The organism is Roseicyclus sp. (genome assembly GCF_052168335.1).
Taxonomy (GTDB): Bacteria; Pseudomonadota; Alphaproteobacteria; order Rhodobacterales; family Rhodobacteraceae; genus Roseibacterium.
On sequence record NZ_JBQLZP010000346.1, the window covers coordinates 5,230 to 22,237 of the forward strand.

Genomic DNA, 17,008 nt, shown 5'->3' on the forward strand with positions numbered 1-17,008 from the left:
GCCGAAGCCCTTCCGAACGCGGCAGGCCCGCAGTCCTGCCGGGGCAGGCGCGGCCCCGCCCGCGATCCGTGCGGTTGCTCCCGACGCTCCGGGGGCGCAGCGCGCCGGACCTCCCCGCCGCGAGCCTCGGCCGGACACGTCCCGCGAAAGCGGCCGGGTCGCGCGCGGCTTCGACAGGCCGAAGCCCTTCCGAACGCGGCAGGCCCGCAGTCCTGCCGGGGCAGGCGCGGCCTCCTCCGCGATCCGTGCCGGCGGCCCGATGTCGGGGCGTCGCTCGCAACCGGGTCGCGCGCTGGCTCGACAGGCCGCGTCCCATCCGGGGCGTCGGCGCGTCCCGCGGCGGGCTCGCCGTCCTGCGGGGGCGGGCGCGGGGCCTGCTAGCCCGCGATCCTTGCGGGCCTGCCGACGGTGAGCGCCTCGACCGCCCGCACGATGGTGTCGCGGTCGAGGCCGAAGTGGCGGGAGAGGTCGCCGATGGTGCCGGTCTGGCCGAAGTGCTCGACGCCGTGGGGGATGGTCCTGTGGCCCGCGACGGAGCCGAGCCAGGCGAGCGTGGCGGGGTGGCCGTCGATCACGGTGAGGATGGCGCAGTCGCGCGGCAGGGCGCCCAGGAGGCGCTCGACATGGGCGCGGGCCCGCGGGTTGCCGCGCGCGCGCTCGCGCTGGGCCGCCGTCCAGCCCGCGTTGAGCCGGTCGGCGGAGGTCACGGCGAGGACCGCGATGTCGCGCCGGTGCTCGCCCAGAAGGCCCGCGGCCGCGATGGCCTCGTCCGCGACGGCGCCCTGGTAGGCGATGACCACGGCGCAGTTCGGCCCCGGCGGGCGCAGCCAGTAGGCGCCGTCGATGGTGCCCTGGCGGAAGGCGTCGTCGTGCCGCTTGCCCGGCTGCTCCAGCGGCTTGGTCGTCAGCCGCAGGTAGACCGAGCCGCCGGTCTCGTCCCGCAGCCAGGTGCGCTCGTCCGGGTCGCCCCCGCCCCCGCCCTCGCGCTGGAGGTAGTCGAAGGCCCATTCCATGATGACGGCGAGCTCGTCGGCGAAGGCGGGCTCGAAGGCGGCGAGCCCGTCCTGCGCCATGCCGGTGAGCGGGGTGCCGATGGACTGGTGCGCGCCGCCCTCCGGCGCGAGCATGACGCCCGAGGGCGTGCCCGCGATGAGGAACCGCGCATCCTGGTAGCAGGCGTAGTTCAGCGCATCGAGGCCGCGGTGGACGAAGGGGTCGTAGACCGTGCCCACCGGGATCAGCCGCCTGCCCCAGAGGCTGTGGGCGAGGCCCGCCGCGCCGAGCAGCAGGAACAGGTTCATCTCGGCGATGCCGAGCTCGAGATGCTGGCCCTCGGGGGCGAAGTTCCACTTGGCGGTCGAGGGGATGCGGTGCTCGATGAAGGCGTCGGGCAGCGCGTCGCGCGCGAAGAGCTTGCGGCGGTTGACCCAGGGGCCGAGGGACGTGGTCCCGGTCACGTCGGGCGAGGTGGTGAGGATGCGGGCGGCGAGGTCGCTGTCACCCCGCGCCAGCTCGTCGAGGATCTTGCCGAAGGCGGCCTGGGTCGAGATCTCGCGGTCCTTCGGCGGCTCGATGGGCGGGACGGGCAGGCGCGCGTCGGCATGGCGGCGGGTGCCCTTCGCGAAGAAGGGGACGGCGGCGAGGAACTCCCTGAGGCCGCCCGCGTCCGCGACGCCCGCGAAGGGCTCCCACTCCTGGCCTTCGGGGACGCCCATGTGGCGCTGCCACTCGGCCATCTGGGCCTTTGTCATCAGGCCGCCGTGGTTGTCCTTGTGGCCCGCGATGGGCGTGCCCCAGCCCTTGATCGTGTAGGCGAGAAAGCAGGTCGGGCGGTCGTGGTCGATGGCGGCGAAGGTCTCGGCCATCGTCTCCACGCAGTTGCCGCCGAGGTTCTCCATCAGCGCGGCAAGCTCCGCGTCGCTCCGCCGGTCGATCAGCGCCGTTACGTCGCCCTGGTCGCCGAGGTCGTCCATCAGCCGCTTCCGCCAGACCGCGCCGCCCATGTAGGTGAGCGCGGAATACTCCGCGTTGGGGCAGGCGTCGATCCAGGCACGCAGCCGGTCGCCGCCGGGTTCGGCGAAGGCGGCGCGTTGCAGCGCGCCGTGCTTCACCTTCACCACGTCCCAGCCGAAGGCCTCGAAGATCTTCTCGATCCGCCCGAACAGCCCCTCGCGCACGATCCCGTCGAGCGACTGGCGGTTGTAGTCGATGATCCACCAGGTGTTGCGCAGGCCGTTCTTCCAGCCCTCCTGCAGGACCTCGTAGACGTTGCCCTCGTCCATCTCGGCGTCGCCCACGAGCGCCACCATCCGGCCCTGCGGAATCTCTCGGCCCCAGTCCTTCGCGGCGATGAAGTCCTGCACCATGGAGGCCAGCGCCGTGATGCCCACGCCGAGGCCCACGGACCCCGTGGAGAAGTCCACGTCGTCCACGTCCTTGGTGCGGGAGGGATAGCTCTGCGCGCCGCCGAAGGCGCGGAAACCCTCGAGCTTCCCGCGGGTCTGGTTGCCCATGAGATACTGCATCGCGTGGAAGACGGGCGCCGCATGAGGCTTGACCGCGACCCGGTCCTCCGGCCTCAGCGCCGAGAAGTAGAGCGCCGTCATGATCGAGACCATCGAGGCCGACGACGCCTGGTGCCCGCCGACCTTGATCCCGTCCGGGTTCGGCCGGACATGGTTCGCATGGTGGATCATCCAGTGCGACAGCCACAGAAGCCGCTGCTCGATCGTCTTGAGGTGGGACATGGCGCGTCGTCTCCCGAAGTATCAGCCGTCCTTGTAGTAGTAGCTGTAGCCATTCAGCGCCGGAGCGCCACCCAGATGTGCGTAGAGCACGCGCGCGCCCCTGGGGAAGAAGCCCTTCCGCGCGAGGTCGATCATGCCCTGCATGGATTTGCCCTCGTAGACGGGGTCGGTGATCATGCCCTCGGTGCGGGCGGCCAGCCGGATCGCCGCGTTCGTCTCCTCCGAGGGGACGCCGTAGGCGGGGTAGGCGTAGTCGGGATTGATCACGATCTCGTCCTCGCGGATCGCGCGGCCGAGGCCGACGAGCTCGGCGGTGTCGTCGACGATGGAGCGGACCTGGGCGCGCGTCTGCTCCAGCGTGCCGGAGGCGTCGATGCCGATGACGCGGTCGGCGCGGTCCTGGGCGGCGAAGCCGACGATCATGCCGCCCTGGGTCGAGCCCGTGACGACGCAGACGATCACGTAGTCGAAGCGGAAGCCCAGCTCCGCCTCCTGCCGCGCCACCTCCTCGGCGAAGCCCACGTAGCCGAGCGCGCCGAACTTGTGGACCGAGGCGCCCGCCGGGATCGGGTAGGGCTTGCCGCCCGCGTCCTTCACCGACTGGATCGCGTCCTCCCAGCTCTTGCGGATGCCGATGTCGAAGCCGTCGTCGACGAGGCGCGAGTCGGCGCCCATGAGGCGGGTCATCAGGATGTTGCCCACGCGGTCGTAGACGGCGTCGTAGTGGGGAACCCACTTCTCCTGGATTACGACGCATTTCATGCCGATCTTGGCGGCGGTCGCGGCGACCATTCGGGTGTGGTTCGACTGCACGCCGCCGATGGAGACGAGCGTGTCGGCCCCCGAGGCGATGGCGTCGGGCACGATGTATTCGAGCTTGCGCAGCTTGTTGCCGCCCATGGCGAGGCCGGAATTGCAGTCGTCGCGCTTGGCCCAGATCTCGACACCCGCGCCGATGGCCTCCGACAGGCGGGGCAGGGGCTCGATGGGCGTGGGCCCGAAGGTGAGCGGGTAGCGGTCGAACTTCGCGAGCAGCGACATGGGCGGGCCTCCTTGAGCGGTGTCGATGAAAGACTAGCGGGAGGCGGGGGGAATGTGCTTTCAATCTTCGGCATCGTGGCGGAAGGTTGAGCTGTTAATGCGATTGAGGCAGACGCAGCCTTTCCGAGAATTCAATACAAAACGGAAGATCCTTCCATGACCGCCCTCGACCGAATCGACCGCGCGATCCTGCGCCACCTCCAGCGGGACGGGCGGCTCTCGAACGCCGACATCGCGCGCGCCGTGAACGTCAGCCCCGCGACCTGCCACCGGCGGATGCAGCGGCTGGTGGAGGAGGGGCACATCACGGGCACGCACGCGCGGATCGCGCCCGCCTCGGTCGGGCTCGGCACGCTGGTCATGGTGGGAGTGGTGCTCGACCGCTCGACGCCCGAGAGCTTCGCGGAGTTCGAGGCGGCGGTCGGCGGGCTGAAGGAGCTGCTCGACTGCCACCTCGTCGCGGGCGACTTCGACTATCTCCTGAAGATCCGCGTCCGCGACATGGGCGATTTCAACGCGCTCCATGGCCGGATGCTGATCGCGCTGCCGGGGGTGCGGCAGATCCGGACCTTCTTCGTCCTGAAGGAGGTGAAGGAGAACGCGCCGCTCCCGTTCTGAGCGGCGCGCGGGGGCTCACGCCGCGCGGACGTGCTCGGAGCGCAGCCCGTGCTCGGCGAGGACATCGGCATAGTCCGGGTCCTGCGCCGCGAGGTGCAGCGTCGCCGAGAGCATCCCCGCCTTCGAGCCGCAGTCGAAGCGCCGCCCGGAAAAACGGAAGCCCGCCATGCCGATCGTGCCCGCACCGCGCGCGATGGCGTCGGTCAGCTGGATCTCGCCGCCCGCGCCGGGCGTCTGCGTGGCGAGCGCCTCGAAGATCGCCGGGTCGAGGATGTAGCGGCCGACCACCGCCTCGGCCGACGGGGCGTCGGCGGGCTCGGGCTTTTCCACCATGCCGTCGGCGAGCAGGAGCGGTCCGTCGCGCCCGGTGACGGAGAGGATGCCGTACTTGCGCGTCTCCTCGCGCGGCACGGTCATGGTTGCGACGAGGTGGCCGCGGTCTCCGCGCGCATGGGCCGCGATCATCTCGGACAGCGCGCCGGGCCGGCCCAGGATCAGGTCGTCGGGGAGGATGACGGCGACGGGACCGGGCAGCACGTGGTCGCGGGCGCAGAGGACGGCGTGCCCGAGGCCGAGGGGCTCGTCCTGCATGACGAAGACGACGTCGTCCTCCACCGGGCAGAGCGCGGTCTCGGCCAGTTCCTCGGCCAGCGCCGCCTTGCCGCGGGCCTGCAGCTCGGCCCGGAGGTCGGCGTCGTCGAGAACGTGACGCTCGATCGCGGATTTCGAGGGGTGGCTTACGAAGACCATGCGCTCGACGCCCGCCTCGCGCGCCTCGTCGATGGCGTACTGGATGAGCGGCGTGTCGATGACCGGGAGGAGTTCTTTCGGCGTGGCCTTGGTCGCCGGAAGGAACCGGGTGCCGAGCCCTGCCACGGGAAAGATGGCGGTGCGAACCTGTGCGGTCATTCGAAACGTCCTCCTCTGATGTCGCTGCTGTGCGGCGAGACTATAGGGTTGCGGATGGAATAGTCAAAAAGCGACACAAGTGGGTCGCTTTTGTTCATATCGTGCCAGATTTTGCGGCGGCTGAGCCCGGCCTTCGGGCATATTGTGTGCGCCGAATCGTCCGAAACCGGCCTTTTCCGCCCGTCCGTGCGGATTTGTTGCGGTTGCAGCATTGACCTTTCGCGCCAGAAATGCATCTTTTGCGACATGACTGGCCTGTAAGCGACATACATCGTTCACCTCACCAGCCCCGCCGCCGCGCATCGGCCTAGCCGTCTTCCGCGCGGGACCAACAGCAGAGAGCGAACATGAAGCACGACGTCCCCCAGGACGGCCTTCGTCCGTCCCATGCCCGCCCCTTCGCCCGCGTCGCCGTGATCGGCGCGGGGTCGTGGGGCACGGCGCTGGCCGCGACGCTGGCGCGCTCGGGCGTGTCCACGCGGCTCTGGGGGCGTGACCCTCATGTCTGCACCTCCGTCAACTCCCGGTCCGAGAACCCCCGCCATCTGCCGGGGGTTCCGCTGCCGGAAAATCTTTTCGCGGTCCACGAGATGCGGGCCGCCCTCGACGGCGCGGAGGCGGTGCTCATCGTGGTTCCCTCGCGCTCGGTCCGCTCGGTCGCGCGGCAGGTGGCGGAGTTCGCCGCGCCCGGCGTGCCCGTCGCCGTCTGCGCCAAGGGGATCGAGGCGGAGACGGGCCTCCTGATGACGCAGGTGGCCGAGGAGGAGCTGAAGGGCCATCCCATCGGCTGCGTTTCGGGGCCGACCTTCGCGAAGGAGACCGCGCTCGGCCATCCGACGGCGGCGACGGTCGCCTTCCCCTTCGCCTATGCCGACCGCCTCCGCCCCGACGAGAGCCCGGCGGTGCGCATGGCCGTGTCGCTCTCGACCGAGAGCTTCCGGGCCTATGTCTCGGACGACCTCGTGGGCGTCGAGATTGGTGGCGCGGTCAAGAACGTCATCGCCATCGCCTGCGGGATGATGACCGGCGCGGGCTTCGCCGAGAACACGCGCGCCGCGATCATCACGCGCGGCCTCGACGAGATGAAGGCGCTGGCCGAGGCGCTGGGCGGCCGGCGCGAGACGGTCACGGGCCTTTCCGGCATCGGCGACCTGACGCTCACCTGCTCGAGCCCCACGTCGCGGAACATGTCGCTGGGAATGCAGCTCGGCGCGCGGGTGCCGCGGGCGGAGTGCTTCGACGGCGCGCCCGTGGTCGTCGAGGGCGAGGTGAACGCGAAATCCGTCACCGACCTCGCGCGCAGGCTCGGCGTCTCGATGCCGATCTGCGAGGCGGTGCGCGCCATCCTCCATGACGGCGCCGAGCTCGGCGCCACCTTCGCCCATCTCTGGGCCCGGCCGATCGAGGCCGAGCCGCGGGCGATGGATCTCTCCTTCAACCATCCGGCCTCCGACGCGGCGGTCCGGCAATTCGCAGAAAGGTTCGCATGACACAGAAAGATCAGGCTCACACACTTTCCGACAAGGCGCTCGTTCTCGCCACCGACCTCGACGGCACGTTCCTCGGCGGGTCCGAGGCGTCGCGCCAGAGGCTCTATTCCTGGATCGAGGGCAACCGCCATCAGGTCGGCCTGATCTTCGTGACCGGGCGCGACCCGGGCTACATCCGAAACCTGACGCGCAAGGACGGCGTGCCGCGCCCGGACTACGTGGTGGGCGACGTGGGCACGACCATCGCCTCGGTCGGAGCCGACCACATGCTCTCGCCCATCGCCGAGCTCGAGGCCGAGATCGCGGACAAGTGGGCGGAGGCGAACGGCCGCGTTCAGGCGGCGCTGCATTCGGTGCGGGGCCTCCGGCTCCAGTCCACCGGCTTCCGCTACCGCGTCAGCTACGACATGGACCCCGAGCAGTTCGATCCCCGCGCGCTCGACATCGTGGCGGGCCTCGGGCTCGACGCGCTGATCTCGGCCGACCGCTTCTTCGACGTGCTGCCGAAGGACGTGTCGAAGGGGCCCTCGCTCCTGCGGCTGCTCGCGCATCTGGGCGTGCCGAACGAGCGGACGCTGGTGGCCGGCGACACGCTCAACGACCTGTCGATGCTGTCGCTGGGGCTGCCCGCCGTGGCCGTCGCCAATTCCGAGCCCGCGCTTGTGGAGAAGCTGAAGGGGCAGGACCACGTCCACTTCGCCTCGGGCGAGGGGGCGGCCGGCATCGCCGAGGCGATCCTCGCCATGGACGTGCTGCGCCGGACCGCCGCCTGAGCGGCGCGTCCCGCATCCCCGGAACCGAAAAGGAGGAGCCCATGCCGTCCGATCTCGTGATCGTCTACCATCGCCAGCCCTACGAGGAAGTCGTCGAGGACGGGAAGACCGTCCTGAAGGAGAACGCGAGCCCCAACGGCATCGTGCCGACGCTCAAGAGCTTCTTCGGCTCGGTCGACCACGGGGCCTGGATCGCGTGGAAGCTGGCCGACGACCCCTCGAACCCCGATTTCGAGCGGGTGATCGAGATCGACGACGCCTACGGCACCTACTCGGTCTCGCGCCTGCCGCTCTCGGCCGAGCAGGTGCGGGAGTTCTACCACGTCACCTCGAAAGAGGCCTTCTGGCCGATCCTCCATTCCTTCAAGGAGCGCTACAACTACGACCCCGTGAACTGGCCCAATTTCCGCGAGGTGAACTGGGCCTTCGCCGAGGCCGCCGCGGCGGAGGCGGCGCCGGGCGCGCTGGTCTGGGTCCATGACTACAACCTCTGGCTCGTGCCGGGCTACCTGCGGAAGCTGCGCCCCGACGTCAGGATCGCCTTCTTCCACCACACGCCCTTCCCCTCGGCGGACATGTTCAACGTCCTGCCCTGGCGGAAGGAGATCGTGGAGAGCCTGCTGGCCTGCGACGACGTGGGCTTCCACATCCCGCGCTACGCGGCGAACTTCGTCTCGGTCGCGCGCAGCCTCTTCGACGTGGAGACGGTGGACCGCACGCAGGTGCCGGAGAAGTGGCTCGGCGAGGGGACGGCCCTGACCGAGCGGCTGGTGCCCTCGCGGCTCCGCTTCGGGGGGCGGGACGTGGCGATCAGCGTGACGCCCGTGGGCGTCGACGTGGGCTATATCGAGGAGCAGGCCCGTTCCGACGCGGCGCAGGCCAAGGCGCAGGCGATCCGGGCGGACCTCCGCGACACGCAACTCATCCTGTCGGTGGGGCGGACCGACTACACCAAGGGCGGGATCGAGCAGCTCACCAGTTTCGAGCGCGTGCTGGAGGCCAACCCCGATCTCATCGGGCGCGTGCGGCTGATGCACGTCTCGGTCCCGGCCAACCGCAACATGACCGCCTACGGGCGCATCCAGTCCGAGATCGAGCAGACCGCGGGCCGGATCAACGGCCGCTTCGGCACCTTCGACTGGCAGCCCATCGCCCTGATCTCGCGGGCGATTCCCTTCGTCGAGCTGGTCTCCTACTACCTGGCGGCCGACGTCGCCTGGATCACGCCGCTGGCCGACGGGATGAACCTCGTCTGCAAGGAGTTCGTGGCCTCGCGGGTGGACGGGGACGGGGTGCTCGTCCTCTCCGAATTCGCCGGAGCGGCGGTGGAGCTGGGCGAGGCGGTGACGACCAATCCCTTCTCCAACCGCTCGATGGACAGCGCGATCCTCACGGCGCTGGCCATGCCCGAGGAGGAGCGGCGGGGCCGCATCGCGGCGCTCAGGGCCGCGGTGGGCGAGACCGACGTGCGCCGCTGGGCGCCGGGCAGCCTGACGCTCGTGCGCCCGCAGGTCGCGCCCGCCGCCTGAGGCGGCCGGCCCGCGGCCGAATCCCCGTGACCGCCCCGTGCGGCCTTCCGGGCCGCCGTGGCTGGGCCCGAGGGCGGCCGGACAGCGGGCTGCCGCATTCTTTCCCATCCGTCGACAATATCCGGTCCGCGCCCGGGGATCGTTGCGACCGCGCCGTGGTCGGCGCGGGACGCGCCGACGCGCGCCCGCAAGGCCGATCTGGGCGCAAATCGCGCAGGCTCGGGGCCGGAGTTGGGACTGTTTCCCGTCCTTGTGGCGGAATTGGACGCGGGCCGGTCGGCGCGCGCCCCGCCGTCACCCCGTCGCCGCCGCAGGTTTGCCGCGCAAGCCGATGAATCCAATTGGGTTCGAGCACCTCTTGGACCCCGGATTGACGCCATTCTTTGGTCACTTTCTGAGCGCGAAAATGGACCATTCGGTGGCGTAGGTATTGGTTTGGCGCGTGCGAGGGCGCCGCATCGTGTGGGATAACCCGATACCAGTTTTGGACATGCAACGCACAGGGTCATATGGCGACGAATTGCCCCCGGGCGCACAGCTGTGCAGCGGGCAGTACACCGTCGAGCGGTATCTGAATTCGGGCGGATTCGGGGTCACGTACCTGGCGCGGGACGCGCTCGGGCGCAGCGTCGTCATAAAGGAATGCTTCCCCTCCGCCATGTGCTGCCGCGTGGACCACAAGGTGCGCCTGCGCTCGCGCGCCAACGAGGAGGAATTCGCCGCCATCCTCGAGCTCTTCGAGAAGGAGGCCCGCGCGCTCGCCGCGCTCCAGCATCCCTACATCGTGGGCGTTCACACCTACTTCCGCGACAACGGCACCGCCTACATGGCGATGGACTACGTCGCCGGGCAGACGCTGCTCGACATCATCGAGAACGAGCCCGACCGCCTCACGCCCGACACGGTGTCGGTGCTCCTCAAGCGCATCCTCGAGGCGCTGAGCTACATCCACGGCCACGACATCCTCCACCGGGACATCTCGCCCGACAACATCATCATCGACGGCGAGGACGTGCCCGTCCTGATCGACTTCGGCGCCGCCCGCGAGAGCGCGACGCGCGTGTCGCGCGTGCTGTCGAAGGTGCTGACGGTGAAGGACGGCTACAGCCCGCAGGAGTTCTACCTCGCGGGGTCGGACCAGGCCTATTCGAGCGACCTCTACGCGCTCGCCGCCACCTTCTACCACGTCGTCAGCCGCAAGGCCCCGCCCTCGAGCCATTCGCGCCTCGCCGCGACCGCGCGCGAGAAACGCGACCCGCTCGAGCCGCTGGGCGAGGTCGAGGGCTTCGACACGCATTTCATCGATGCGATCAACCGCTGCCTCAGCGTCTTCCCGCGCGACCGCCTCCAGAGCGCGGCCGCCTGGCGGGACATGATCGACCTCGAGCGCCGCCAGCGCGCGCTGATGCGGCAGGCCGAGGAGGACGAGGAACTCGAGGTCCGCGTCGCCGAGCTGGTGCGCGAATTCGAGCGCGAGTGGGAGGAGCGCGAGCGCCGCCAGCGCGAGGTGCTCGAGGCCCGCGAGCAGATGTCCGACGAGGAGCGCGCCGCGATCGAGGCCGAGGCCCGCGCCCGCGCCGAGGAGGAGGAGCGCGCCCGCGCCGAGGCCGCGGCCCAGGCGCAGCGCGAGGCCGAGGAGGTGCAGGCCGCCATCGCCGCCGAGCGCGCCGCGCAGGCCGCGCTGCGGGCCGCCCGCGAGGCCGAGGAGGCGCGCCGCTTCCACGAGGCGCTCGCCGCCGTGGCGCCGCGCGCGGTTCCCGGAGACGCCGAGATCGCCGCCCTCGAGGCCGGCGCCGCGCTGAAGCCCGCCCGGGGCGCCCCGGGCGGCGCGGTCGCCGCCGCTCCCGCCGTCCTGCCCCGCCGGGTGCAGGTGGCCCAGCCCGCCAACGGTGCCGGGACGCCCGCCGCGCGCAACGCGCCCGTGCGCCGCGCGCTCTTCGGCGGGCGGCGTGTCCTGACCGCCGACGGCAAGGGGGGCGAGACATGAAGCGCCTGCGCGATGTCGCCGTCCGGATGCGTCCCCGCCTGCCCGCCGGCGCCGGGGGCGGAGCGGGCGATCCCCCGTTCGAGCCGCCGGTCTCCCCGGCCACCGATCCCATGGAGACGAGAATGCCCATGCGCACCCCCTTCGTGCCCTCCTCCCGCGACCTCGCACAGGGCGCCAATCCCGCCCGCGGCGCCGAGGCGGGCGGGCGTCCGGTCTCGACGCCCCGCCGCCAGATCTGGGACCTCGAAGAGGGCGACGGCCCCGAGACCGCGCGGGCCGTGCCCTCGCGGCCGCTGCCGCCCGCTCCGCCCCGGCGCGCCGCGCCCCTGCCGCCCGCCGCCGCCGGCGACGACGGCGAGGACATGGCGAGCCGCGCACGCCGCGCGCTCGAGGCGGCCGAGCGGCAGATGGCCGCGCGCGGCATCCGCGAACCCGCCTTCGACGCGCCCCAGGACAGCGGCAAGACCCGCGTGCTGGGCTTCCACGCGCCCGACCTCGACATCGATCCGATCTCGGCCGTGGCGCACCGGACGCAGCCCGAGGTGCGCTTCCCCGCGGGCTGGCTCGTGGTCGTGGACGGCCCCGGCCGCGGCGCCTTCTTCGCCGTGACGACAAGCGTGTCCTCGATCGGGCGGGGCGCCGACCAGGCGATCAGCCTGAACTTCGGCGACGCCAGCATCTCGCGCCAGAGCCACGCCGCCATCGCCTACGACGCCGAGCAGAACCGCTTCTTCCTCGGCCATGGCAACAAGTCGAACATCGTGCGCCGCAACGGCATGCCGGTGCTGGCCACGGAGGAGCTGTTCGACGGCGACGTGATCCGCATCGGCAAGACGAGCCTGCGCTTCGTCGCGCTCTGCGGCGAGGGCTTCACCTGGGGCGATCTCGGGGCGGAGGACGGTGACGCGCATGAGTGAGACCGCCGCCATCCGCTACGACATCGCCTCGGCGCAGGCGATCGGCGGGCGCTCCCGGCAGGAGGACACGCTGGCCGTGTCCTGCCCCGAGGGCGGCGACTTCGGCTTCGCTGTCGTCTCGGACGGCATGGGCGGGCACGCGGCGGGCGACCTCGCGAGCCGGATCATCGTGGCCGAGGTCTTCGCCGAGCTGATCCTGCGCAGCCGCGCCCCCTTCGAGACCGCGCGCGACCTCGCCGAAGTGCTGCACGACGCCGTCGAGACCGCCAACGCGAGCCTCCGCGCCCAGATCGACGCCTGCCCCGAGCAGACCGGCATGGGCGGCACCGTCGTCGCGACGGCGCTGGTCGAGGGCGGGCTGCAATGGGCCTCGGTGGGCGACTCGCTCCTCTACCTGCTGCGCGACGGGCGGCTCGAGCGGCTGAACGACGATCATTCGATGGCGCCGCAGATCGACCTCATGGCCGCGCGCGGCCTGATCGACGCCGAGGCCGCCCGCACCCATCCGCAGCGCAACTGCCTGATCTCGGCGCTGACCGGGCAGGTCATTCCCGAGGTGGATTGCCCCGCGCGGCGCATCGAGCTCGCGCATGGCGACATCGTGCTGATCGCGAGCGACGGGATTCAGACCCTCGCCGAGGAGGTCATCGTCGAAACCCTGGCCGCGATGGCCGGCGAGCCCAGCCGCGAGATCGCCGCGGCGCTTCTCGACGCGGTGGCCGGGCGGCAGGTGCCCGAGCAGGACAACACCTCGCTCGTCGTCATCAAGGTGCATCGCCCCGAGGCGGACGTGCGGACCCTGCCGGTCGCGCGCGGCTCGCTCTGGAACTCCCTCGCCGGTGCGCTGCGCCGTCCCGCCATCCCCGCCGAAGCGGCGGCCAAGACGCGGAACTGAGCCATGCGCGATGCGGTCCACGACACACGGACGACCCTGACGCGGCTCGAGGCGCTGCTGGCCTCGGGCGTGCTGACGCAGGCCGAGGCGGTGAGCTGCGCGGCGCTGGCGGACGCGCTGCGCCGGCCCGCGCGGGTCGCCGTGCTGGGCCAGTCCGCGGCGGACGTGACCGGCATCCTGCGCTCGATGCTGGGCGAGAGCGTCGTGACGCTGGTGCCCGGCGGCCCGGCGGTGGAGCTCCATCTCGGCGACCAGCCGCGGCACGTCGCGACCTTCGAGGACGGCAGCTCGCTCAGCCAGGAGGGCTATCCGGCCGCGGACCTCATGCGCTACGGGCCGCTCCTGCTCGAGATCGAGGCGCCGAACCCGGTGCTGGAGACCATGTCCTTCCTCGCCGTCGAGCTCGGCGCCGAGCCCGAGGACTGCGCCGCCGCCCTCGGCTGGGCGGCGAAGCGGTCGGAGATCGCGATCTTCTGCGCCGATGCCTTCACCGGGGAAGAGGCGGCGATCTGGTCGGCCGCGCCCGACCGTCTGAAGAACCATTGCTACCTCGTCGTGACCGGCGGGCGCGAGGCGGCCTCGCTGGCCTCGGCGCAGGCGCGCGGCCATTTCGACGCGGTGATCCACGCCCCCGTGCCCTCCGAGGCGATGGCGCCCCTCGGCGCGCTGAAGCATCGGCTCGCCGCCGACATCGACGCCGCGCGCGCCGAGGACATCGACGCGGCCGAGCTGTTCCTCCACCGCTTCCGCCGCCCGGCCGGCGAGGAGCGGCAGCCGGAAACCGTCGAGCCCGAGGCCTGGCCCGAACCGCTCGCCCGCGAACGTCCCGCGACGCAGGCGGCTGCGCCCGTAAGCAGGCCCGTGAGCCGTCCCACGCAACCCGCCGCCGCGCCGGCGGAGGCCGTGCCCGAGCCGCGGGCCGCACGCGCGGCCGGCGCTCCGAGAACCGCGAAGCCCGCCCCGAAGCCGGAGCCCGCCGAGGCGCCTGACCTTGCCGGCGCGATCTCGCCCGACGACCCGGCCCGAGCCGCCGCGCGGGCGCTGGTCTCCGGGCCGATCCTGCATCTCAAGCGCCGCTCCCGCGCGCTGGCCGAGATGCTGGAATGGCGCGAGGAGGACGAGGAGTGGTGCGTCGAGGTGCTCGAGCATTGCTGCGAGACGGCCGAGGCGCTGCGCGAGCTGGTGGCGTCCTGGCCCGAGGACGATCCGCTCGCCGCGCGGCTGCGCGAGGCGATCGACCAGGCCTGCGACACCGTCGTGCTGTTGCAGGTCGAGCGTGGGCCGGAACAGGCCGAGGACGCCGCCCGCGTCCTGTTCCAGTTGAGGACCGATTTCGAGCAGGCGTTGGCTGCATGAACATAAGCAGCCCCATCGAGGAAGCAGACGACATGAAGCAGGACCGAAGCCTCGCCGCCACGGCCGCCCAAGCGCCGGTCACGGACCACCTGATGGCCTCCGCCTACAGGGGGCTCGCGCCGCTCGTGCGGGACCTGCGGAGCGTCGACGAGGCGCTGGAGAACCTTCTGCGCGTGGGCGACGCCGATGCCGAGCCCGCCATCCGCGACCTCCGCCGCCGCCTGCGCGCCTTCGAGCCGAGCGTGACGATGATCGGGCAGGTGAAGGCGGGCAAGACCTCGCTCGTCAACGCGATGGTGGGCCGTCCCGGCCTTCTGCCCGCCGACATCAACCCCTGGACCTCGGTGATCACCTCGCTGCACGTCTCGCCCCGCATCCGCGAGAGCGCGCAGCACGCGAAGTTCCGCTTCTTCAGCGAGGAGGAGTGGTCGAACCTCCTGCACCGCGGCGGCCGCGTGGGCGAGCTCGCGCGGCGCGCGGGCGCCGAGAACGAACTCGAGACCGTGCGCGCCCAGCTCGAGGCGATGCGCGAGAAGTCGCGCCAGCGGCTCGGCAAGAGCTTCGAGCTGCTGCTCGGGCAGGAGCACGACTACGGCTATGTCGATGCCGAACTCGTCGAGCGCTACGTCTGCCTCGGCGACGAGGTGGACCACGGCCACGAGCCCGACCACGGGCAGGGCCGCTTCGCCGACATCACCAAGTCCGCCGACCTCTTCCTCGCGCAGCGCGGCCTCGTCTGGCCGCTCTGCGTGCGCGACACGCCCGGCGTGAACGACACCTTCCTCGTGCGCGAGCAGATCACCGTGAACGCGATCCGCTCGAGCCGGGTCTGCGTCGTGGTCCTCTCGGCGCACCAGGCGCTGTCGACGGTGGACATGGCGCTGATCCGGATGATCGCGAACATCCGCGCCCGCGACGTCATCATCTTCGTGAACCGCATCGACGAACTGGCCGATCCCGCGCGCGAGATCCCCGAGATCCGCGAGAGCATCCGCGCGACGCTGAAGGCGCAGAACGGGCCGGTGGACGCCGCGATCCTCTTCGGCAGCGCGCATTGGGCGACCAAGGCGCTGGCGGGCGAGATGCACACGCTGGGCAAGGCGAGCTCCGACGCGCTGGTGAACCTCGCCGAGCACGAGGCGCGCCAGGGCCTGATCGAGGCCAACGCGGAGGAGACGATCTGGGCGCTCTCGGGGCTGCCCGCGCTCGGCCGCGCGATCTCGGAGCGCATCCTCGATGGCGAGGGGCGCGACATGGTCGAGCACCTCGCCCGCGCCGCGCGCAACATCGCGGGCGGTCTCGTGGCCTCGCGCAGCCTCGCCGCCGAGCGGATGGCGGGCGCCGAGACGCGGACCGTGGCCAAGGACAGGCTCGCCGACGCGATCGCCGCGATCGCGCAGGACGCCGAGGCGGAACTGACGGGGCAACTGGACCACCTCCTCGCCAGTCTCGACGCGCGGCTCGACAGCTCGCGCCGGACCTTCCTCCAGCGCGCCACCGCGTCGCTCGTGAAGCATCTGGAGGACAAGGGCGAGGGGCAGGTCTGGACCTACGATCCGACGGGCCTGCGGGTGCTCTTGCGCTCGGGCTACCAGGTCTTCTCGGCCAAGGCGACGAAGGCCAGCACCGAGGTCTACGGCCGCACCGCGACGGCGCTCGAGGCGCTGTTCCGCGGCACTTTCGAGCTGCCGGGGGGCGTCTTCACGCTCGAGGCGCCGCCGGTCCCGGACACGCCCGCGCCGGTGACGCTGGGCCAGACCATCGCCCTCGACATCAAGGGCAACTGGTGGACGCGCTGGTGGCGCCGCCGCCGCAGCTACGCCGCCTTCGCCGAGGAGTTCTCGGGGATGATCGACGCCGAGATCGCGCCGATGATCGCGGCGCTGCGCGACGACCACGCCCGCGTCTTCCGAACCGCGGCCGTGGACGAGCTGCGCCGCTTCGTGGCGGGCCAGCGCATCACGCTGATGGCGATGGCGGGACAGACCCAGGAACGCCTCGACGAACTGCGCGGCAAGATGGCGAAGGACGCCGAGCTGCGCGAGACCTCTCTCGCCCGGGCGCAGGAGCTCCTGTCCGGGCTGGCAAGAACCGAGCAGAAGGAACCTGAACGACATGACGCCTGACGCGATGCGACACGAAGACCCCGCGCGCCGCCCGCGCATCGCCATCCTCGGCGAGTTCTCCTCGGGCAAGAGCACGCTGGCCAACGTCCTTCTCGGCCGCGGCGCCTCGCCCGTGCGGGTGACGGCGACGCAGTATCCGCCGATCTGGTACCGCCACGGCGAGGACGACCCGGTCGTGGTCGGCACCGACGGCAGCCGCACCGAGATCGAGCCCGCCGAGCTCGCCTCGGTCGCGCTGGAGGGCACCGAGCACGTCGAGGTCCACGTTCCCGCGCCGATCCTCGCGCGGGCCGAGATCATCGACATGCCGGGCAGTTCCGACCCCAACATGTCCGCCGACATCTGGAACGCGGTCCTGCCGCTGGCGGACGCCGTCATCTGGTGCACGCCCGCGACGCAGGCCTGGCGGCAGTCCGAGGCCGCGATCTGGGACGGCGTCGATCCGGCCGTGCGGGCGCGCAGCGTCCTCCTGGTGACGCGGATCGACAAGGTGGTGTCCGAGCACGACCGCGCGCGGCTGATGAAGCGGATGCGGCGCGAGACGCAGGGCCTCTTCCGCGACATCTTCGCGGTCGACCTGCGCGAGGTCGACGACCTCGCCGGCCCCGAGGGGCAGGACC

13 protein-coding genes are annotated in these 17,008 nt (G+C 71.5%); 10 read left to right on the top strand and 3 right to left on the bottom strand.

Annotated features, from left to right (window positions below; translation table 11 throughout):
- Positions 1–377 precede the first annotated feature (377 nt).
- Complete coding sequence (locus tag ACTS11_RS10650) at positions 378–2,747, bottom strand: transketolase (RefSeq protein ID WP_442640290.1); 2,370 nt, start codon at positions 2,745–2,747, stop codon at positions 378–380.
- A 21-nt stretch (positions 2,748–2,768) separates the two neighbouring features.
- Positions 2,769–3,788 carry a 1-aminocyclopropane-1-carboxylate deaminase gene (locus ACTS11_RS10655; protein WP_442640291.1) on the bottom strand — a complete coding sequence of 340 codons (1,020 nt, stop codon included), beginning with the start codon at positions 3,786–3,788 and terminating at the stop codon, positions 2,769–2,771.
- A 156-nt stretch (positions 3,789–3,944) separates the two neighbouring features.
- On the opposite strand from ACTS11_RS10655, the gene ACTS11_RS10660 reads away from it, so the two are divergent.
- A complete protein-coding gene (locus tag ACTS11_RS10660) occupies positions 3,945–4,406 on the top strand; it encodes an Lrp/AsnC family transcriptional regulator (protein ID WP_442640292.1) in 462 nt (153 codons plus the stop codon).
- Positions 4,407–4,421: 15 nt separating this feature from the next.
- Here the strand turns inward: ACTS11_RS10660 and ACTS11_RS10665 are convergent, their stop codons facing one another.
- Positions 4,422–5,315 carry a UTP--glucose-1-phosphate uridylyltransferase gene (locus ACTS11_RS10665; RefSeq protein ID WP_442640293.1) on the bottom strand — a complete coding sequence of 298 codons (894 nt, stop codon included), beginning with the start codon at positions 5,313–5,315 and terminating at the stop codon, positions 4,422–4,424.
- A gap of 347 nt (positions 5,316–5,662) precedes the next feature.
- Here ACTS11_RS10665 and ACTS11_RS10670 point away from each other — a divergent pair, with 347 nt between their 5' ends.
- The 9 genes from ACTS11_RS10670 to ACTS11_RS10710 all read left to right on the top strand — a co-directional run.
- Positions 5,663–6,805: an NAD(P)H-dependent glycerol-3-phosphate dehydrogenase gene (locus tag ACTS11_RS10670; RefSeq protein ID WP_442640294.1), complete on the top strand. Its 1,143-nt coding sequence runs from the start codon at positions 5,663–5,665 to the stop codon at positions 6,803–6,805.
- Positions 6,802–7,578 carry an HAD-IIB family hydrolase gene (locus tag ACTS11_RS10675; protein WP_442640295.1) on the top strand — a complete coding sequence of 259 codons (777 nt, stop codon included), beginning with the start codon at positions 6,802–6,804 and terminating at the stop codon, positions 7,576–7,578. Before ACTS11_RS10670 ends, ACTS11_RS10675 begins: the two co-directional genes overlap by 4 nt.
- 41 nt (positions 7,579–7,619) lie before the next feature.
- Positions 7,620–9,107 carry a glucosylglycerol-phosphate synthase gene (ggpS, locus tag ACTS11_RS10680; RefSeq protein WP_442640296.1) on the top strand — a complete coding sequence of 496 codons (1,488 nt, stop codon included), beginning with the start codon at positions 7,620–7,622 and terminating at the stop codon, positions 9,105–9,107.
- A gap of 490 nt (positions 9,108–9,597) precedes the next feature.
- Positions 9,598–11,094, top strand: coding sequence for a serine/threonine protein kinase (locus ACTS11_RS10685; RefSeq protein ID WP_442640297.1), 1,497 nt, complete (start codon positions 9,598–9,600; stop codon positions 11,092–11,094).
- Positions 11,095–11,216: 122 nt separating this feature from the next.
- Positions 11,217–12,011 (top strand): FHA domain-containing protein, encoded by a 795-nt coding sequence (locus tag ACTS11_RS10690; RefSeq protein WP_442640298.1) that lies wholly within the window; start codon positions 11,217–11,219, stop codon positions 12,009–12,011.
- Positions 12,004–12,906: a PP2C family protein-serine/threonine phosphatase gene (locus ACTS11_RS10695; protein WP_442640299.1), complete on the top strand. Its 903-nt coding sequence runs from the start codon at positions 12,004–12,006 to the stop codon at positions 12,904–12,906. Before ACTS11_RS10690 ends, ACTS11_RS10695 begins: the two co-directional genes overlap by 8 nt.
- Before the next feature lie 3 nt (positions 12,907–12,909).
- Complete coding sequence (locus tag ACTS11_RS10700; protein ID WP_442640300.1) at positions 12,910–14,262, top strand: hypothetical protein; 1,353 nt, start codon at positions 12,910–12,912, stop codon at positions 14,260–14,262.
- A gap of 32 nt (positions 14,263–14,294) precedes the next feature.
- A complete protein-coding gene (locus tag ACTS11_RS10705; protein WP_442640301.1) occupies positions 14,295–16,388 on the top strand; it encodes a dynamin family protein in 2,094 nt (697 codons plus the stop codon).
- Positions 16,378–17,008, top strand: a 631-nt coding sequence (locus ACTS11_RS10710) for a dynamin family protein (RefSeq protein WP_442640302.1), incomplete at its 3' end; no start/stop codon positions are given. The genes ACTS11_RS10705 and ACTS11_RS10710, both read left to right, overlap by 11 nt.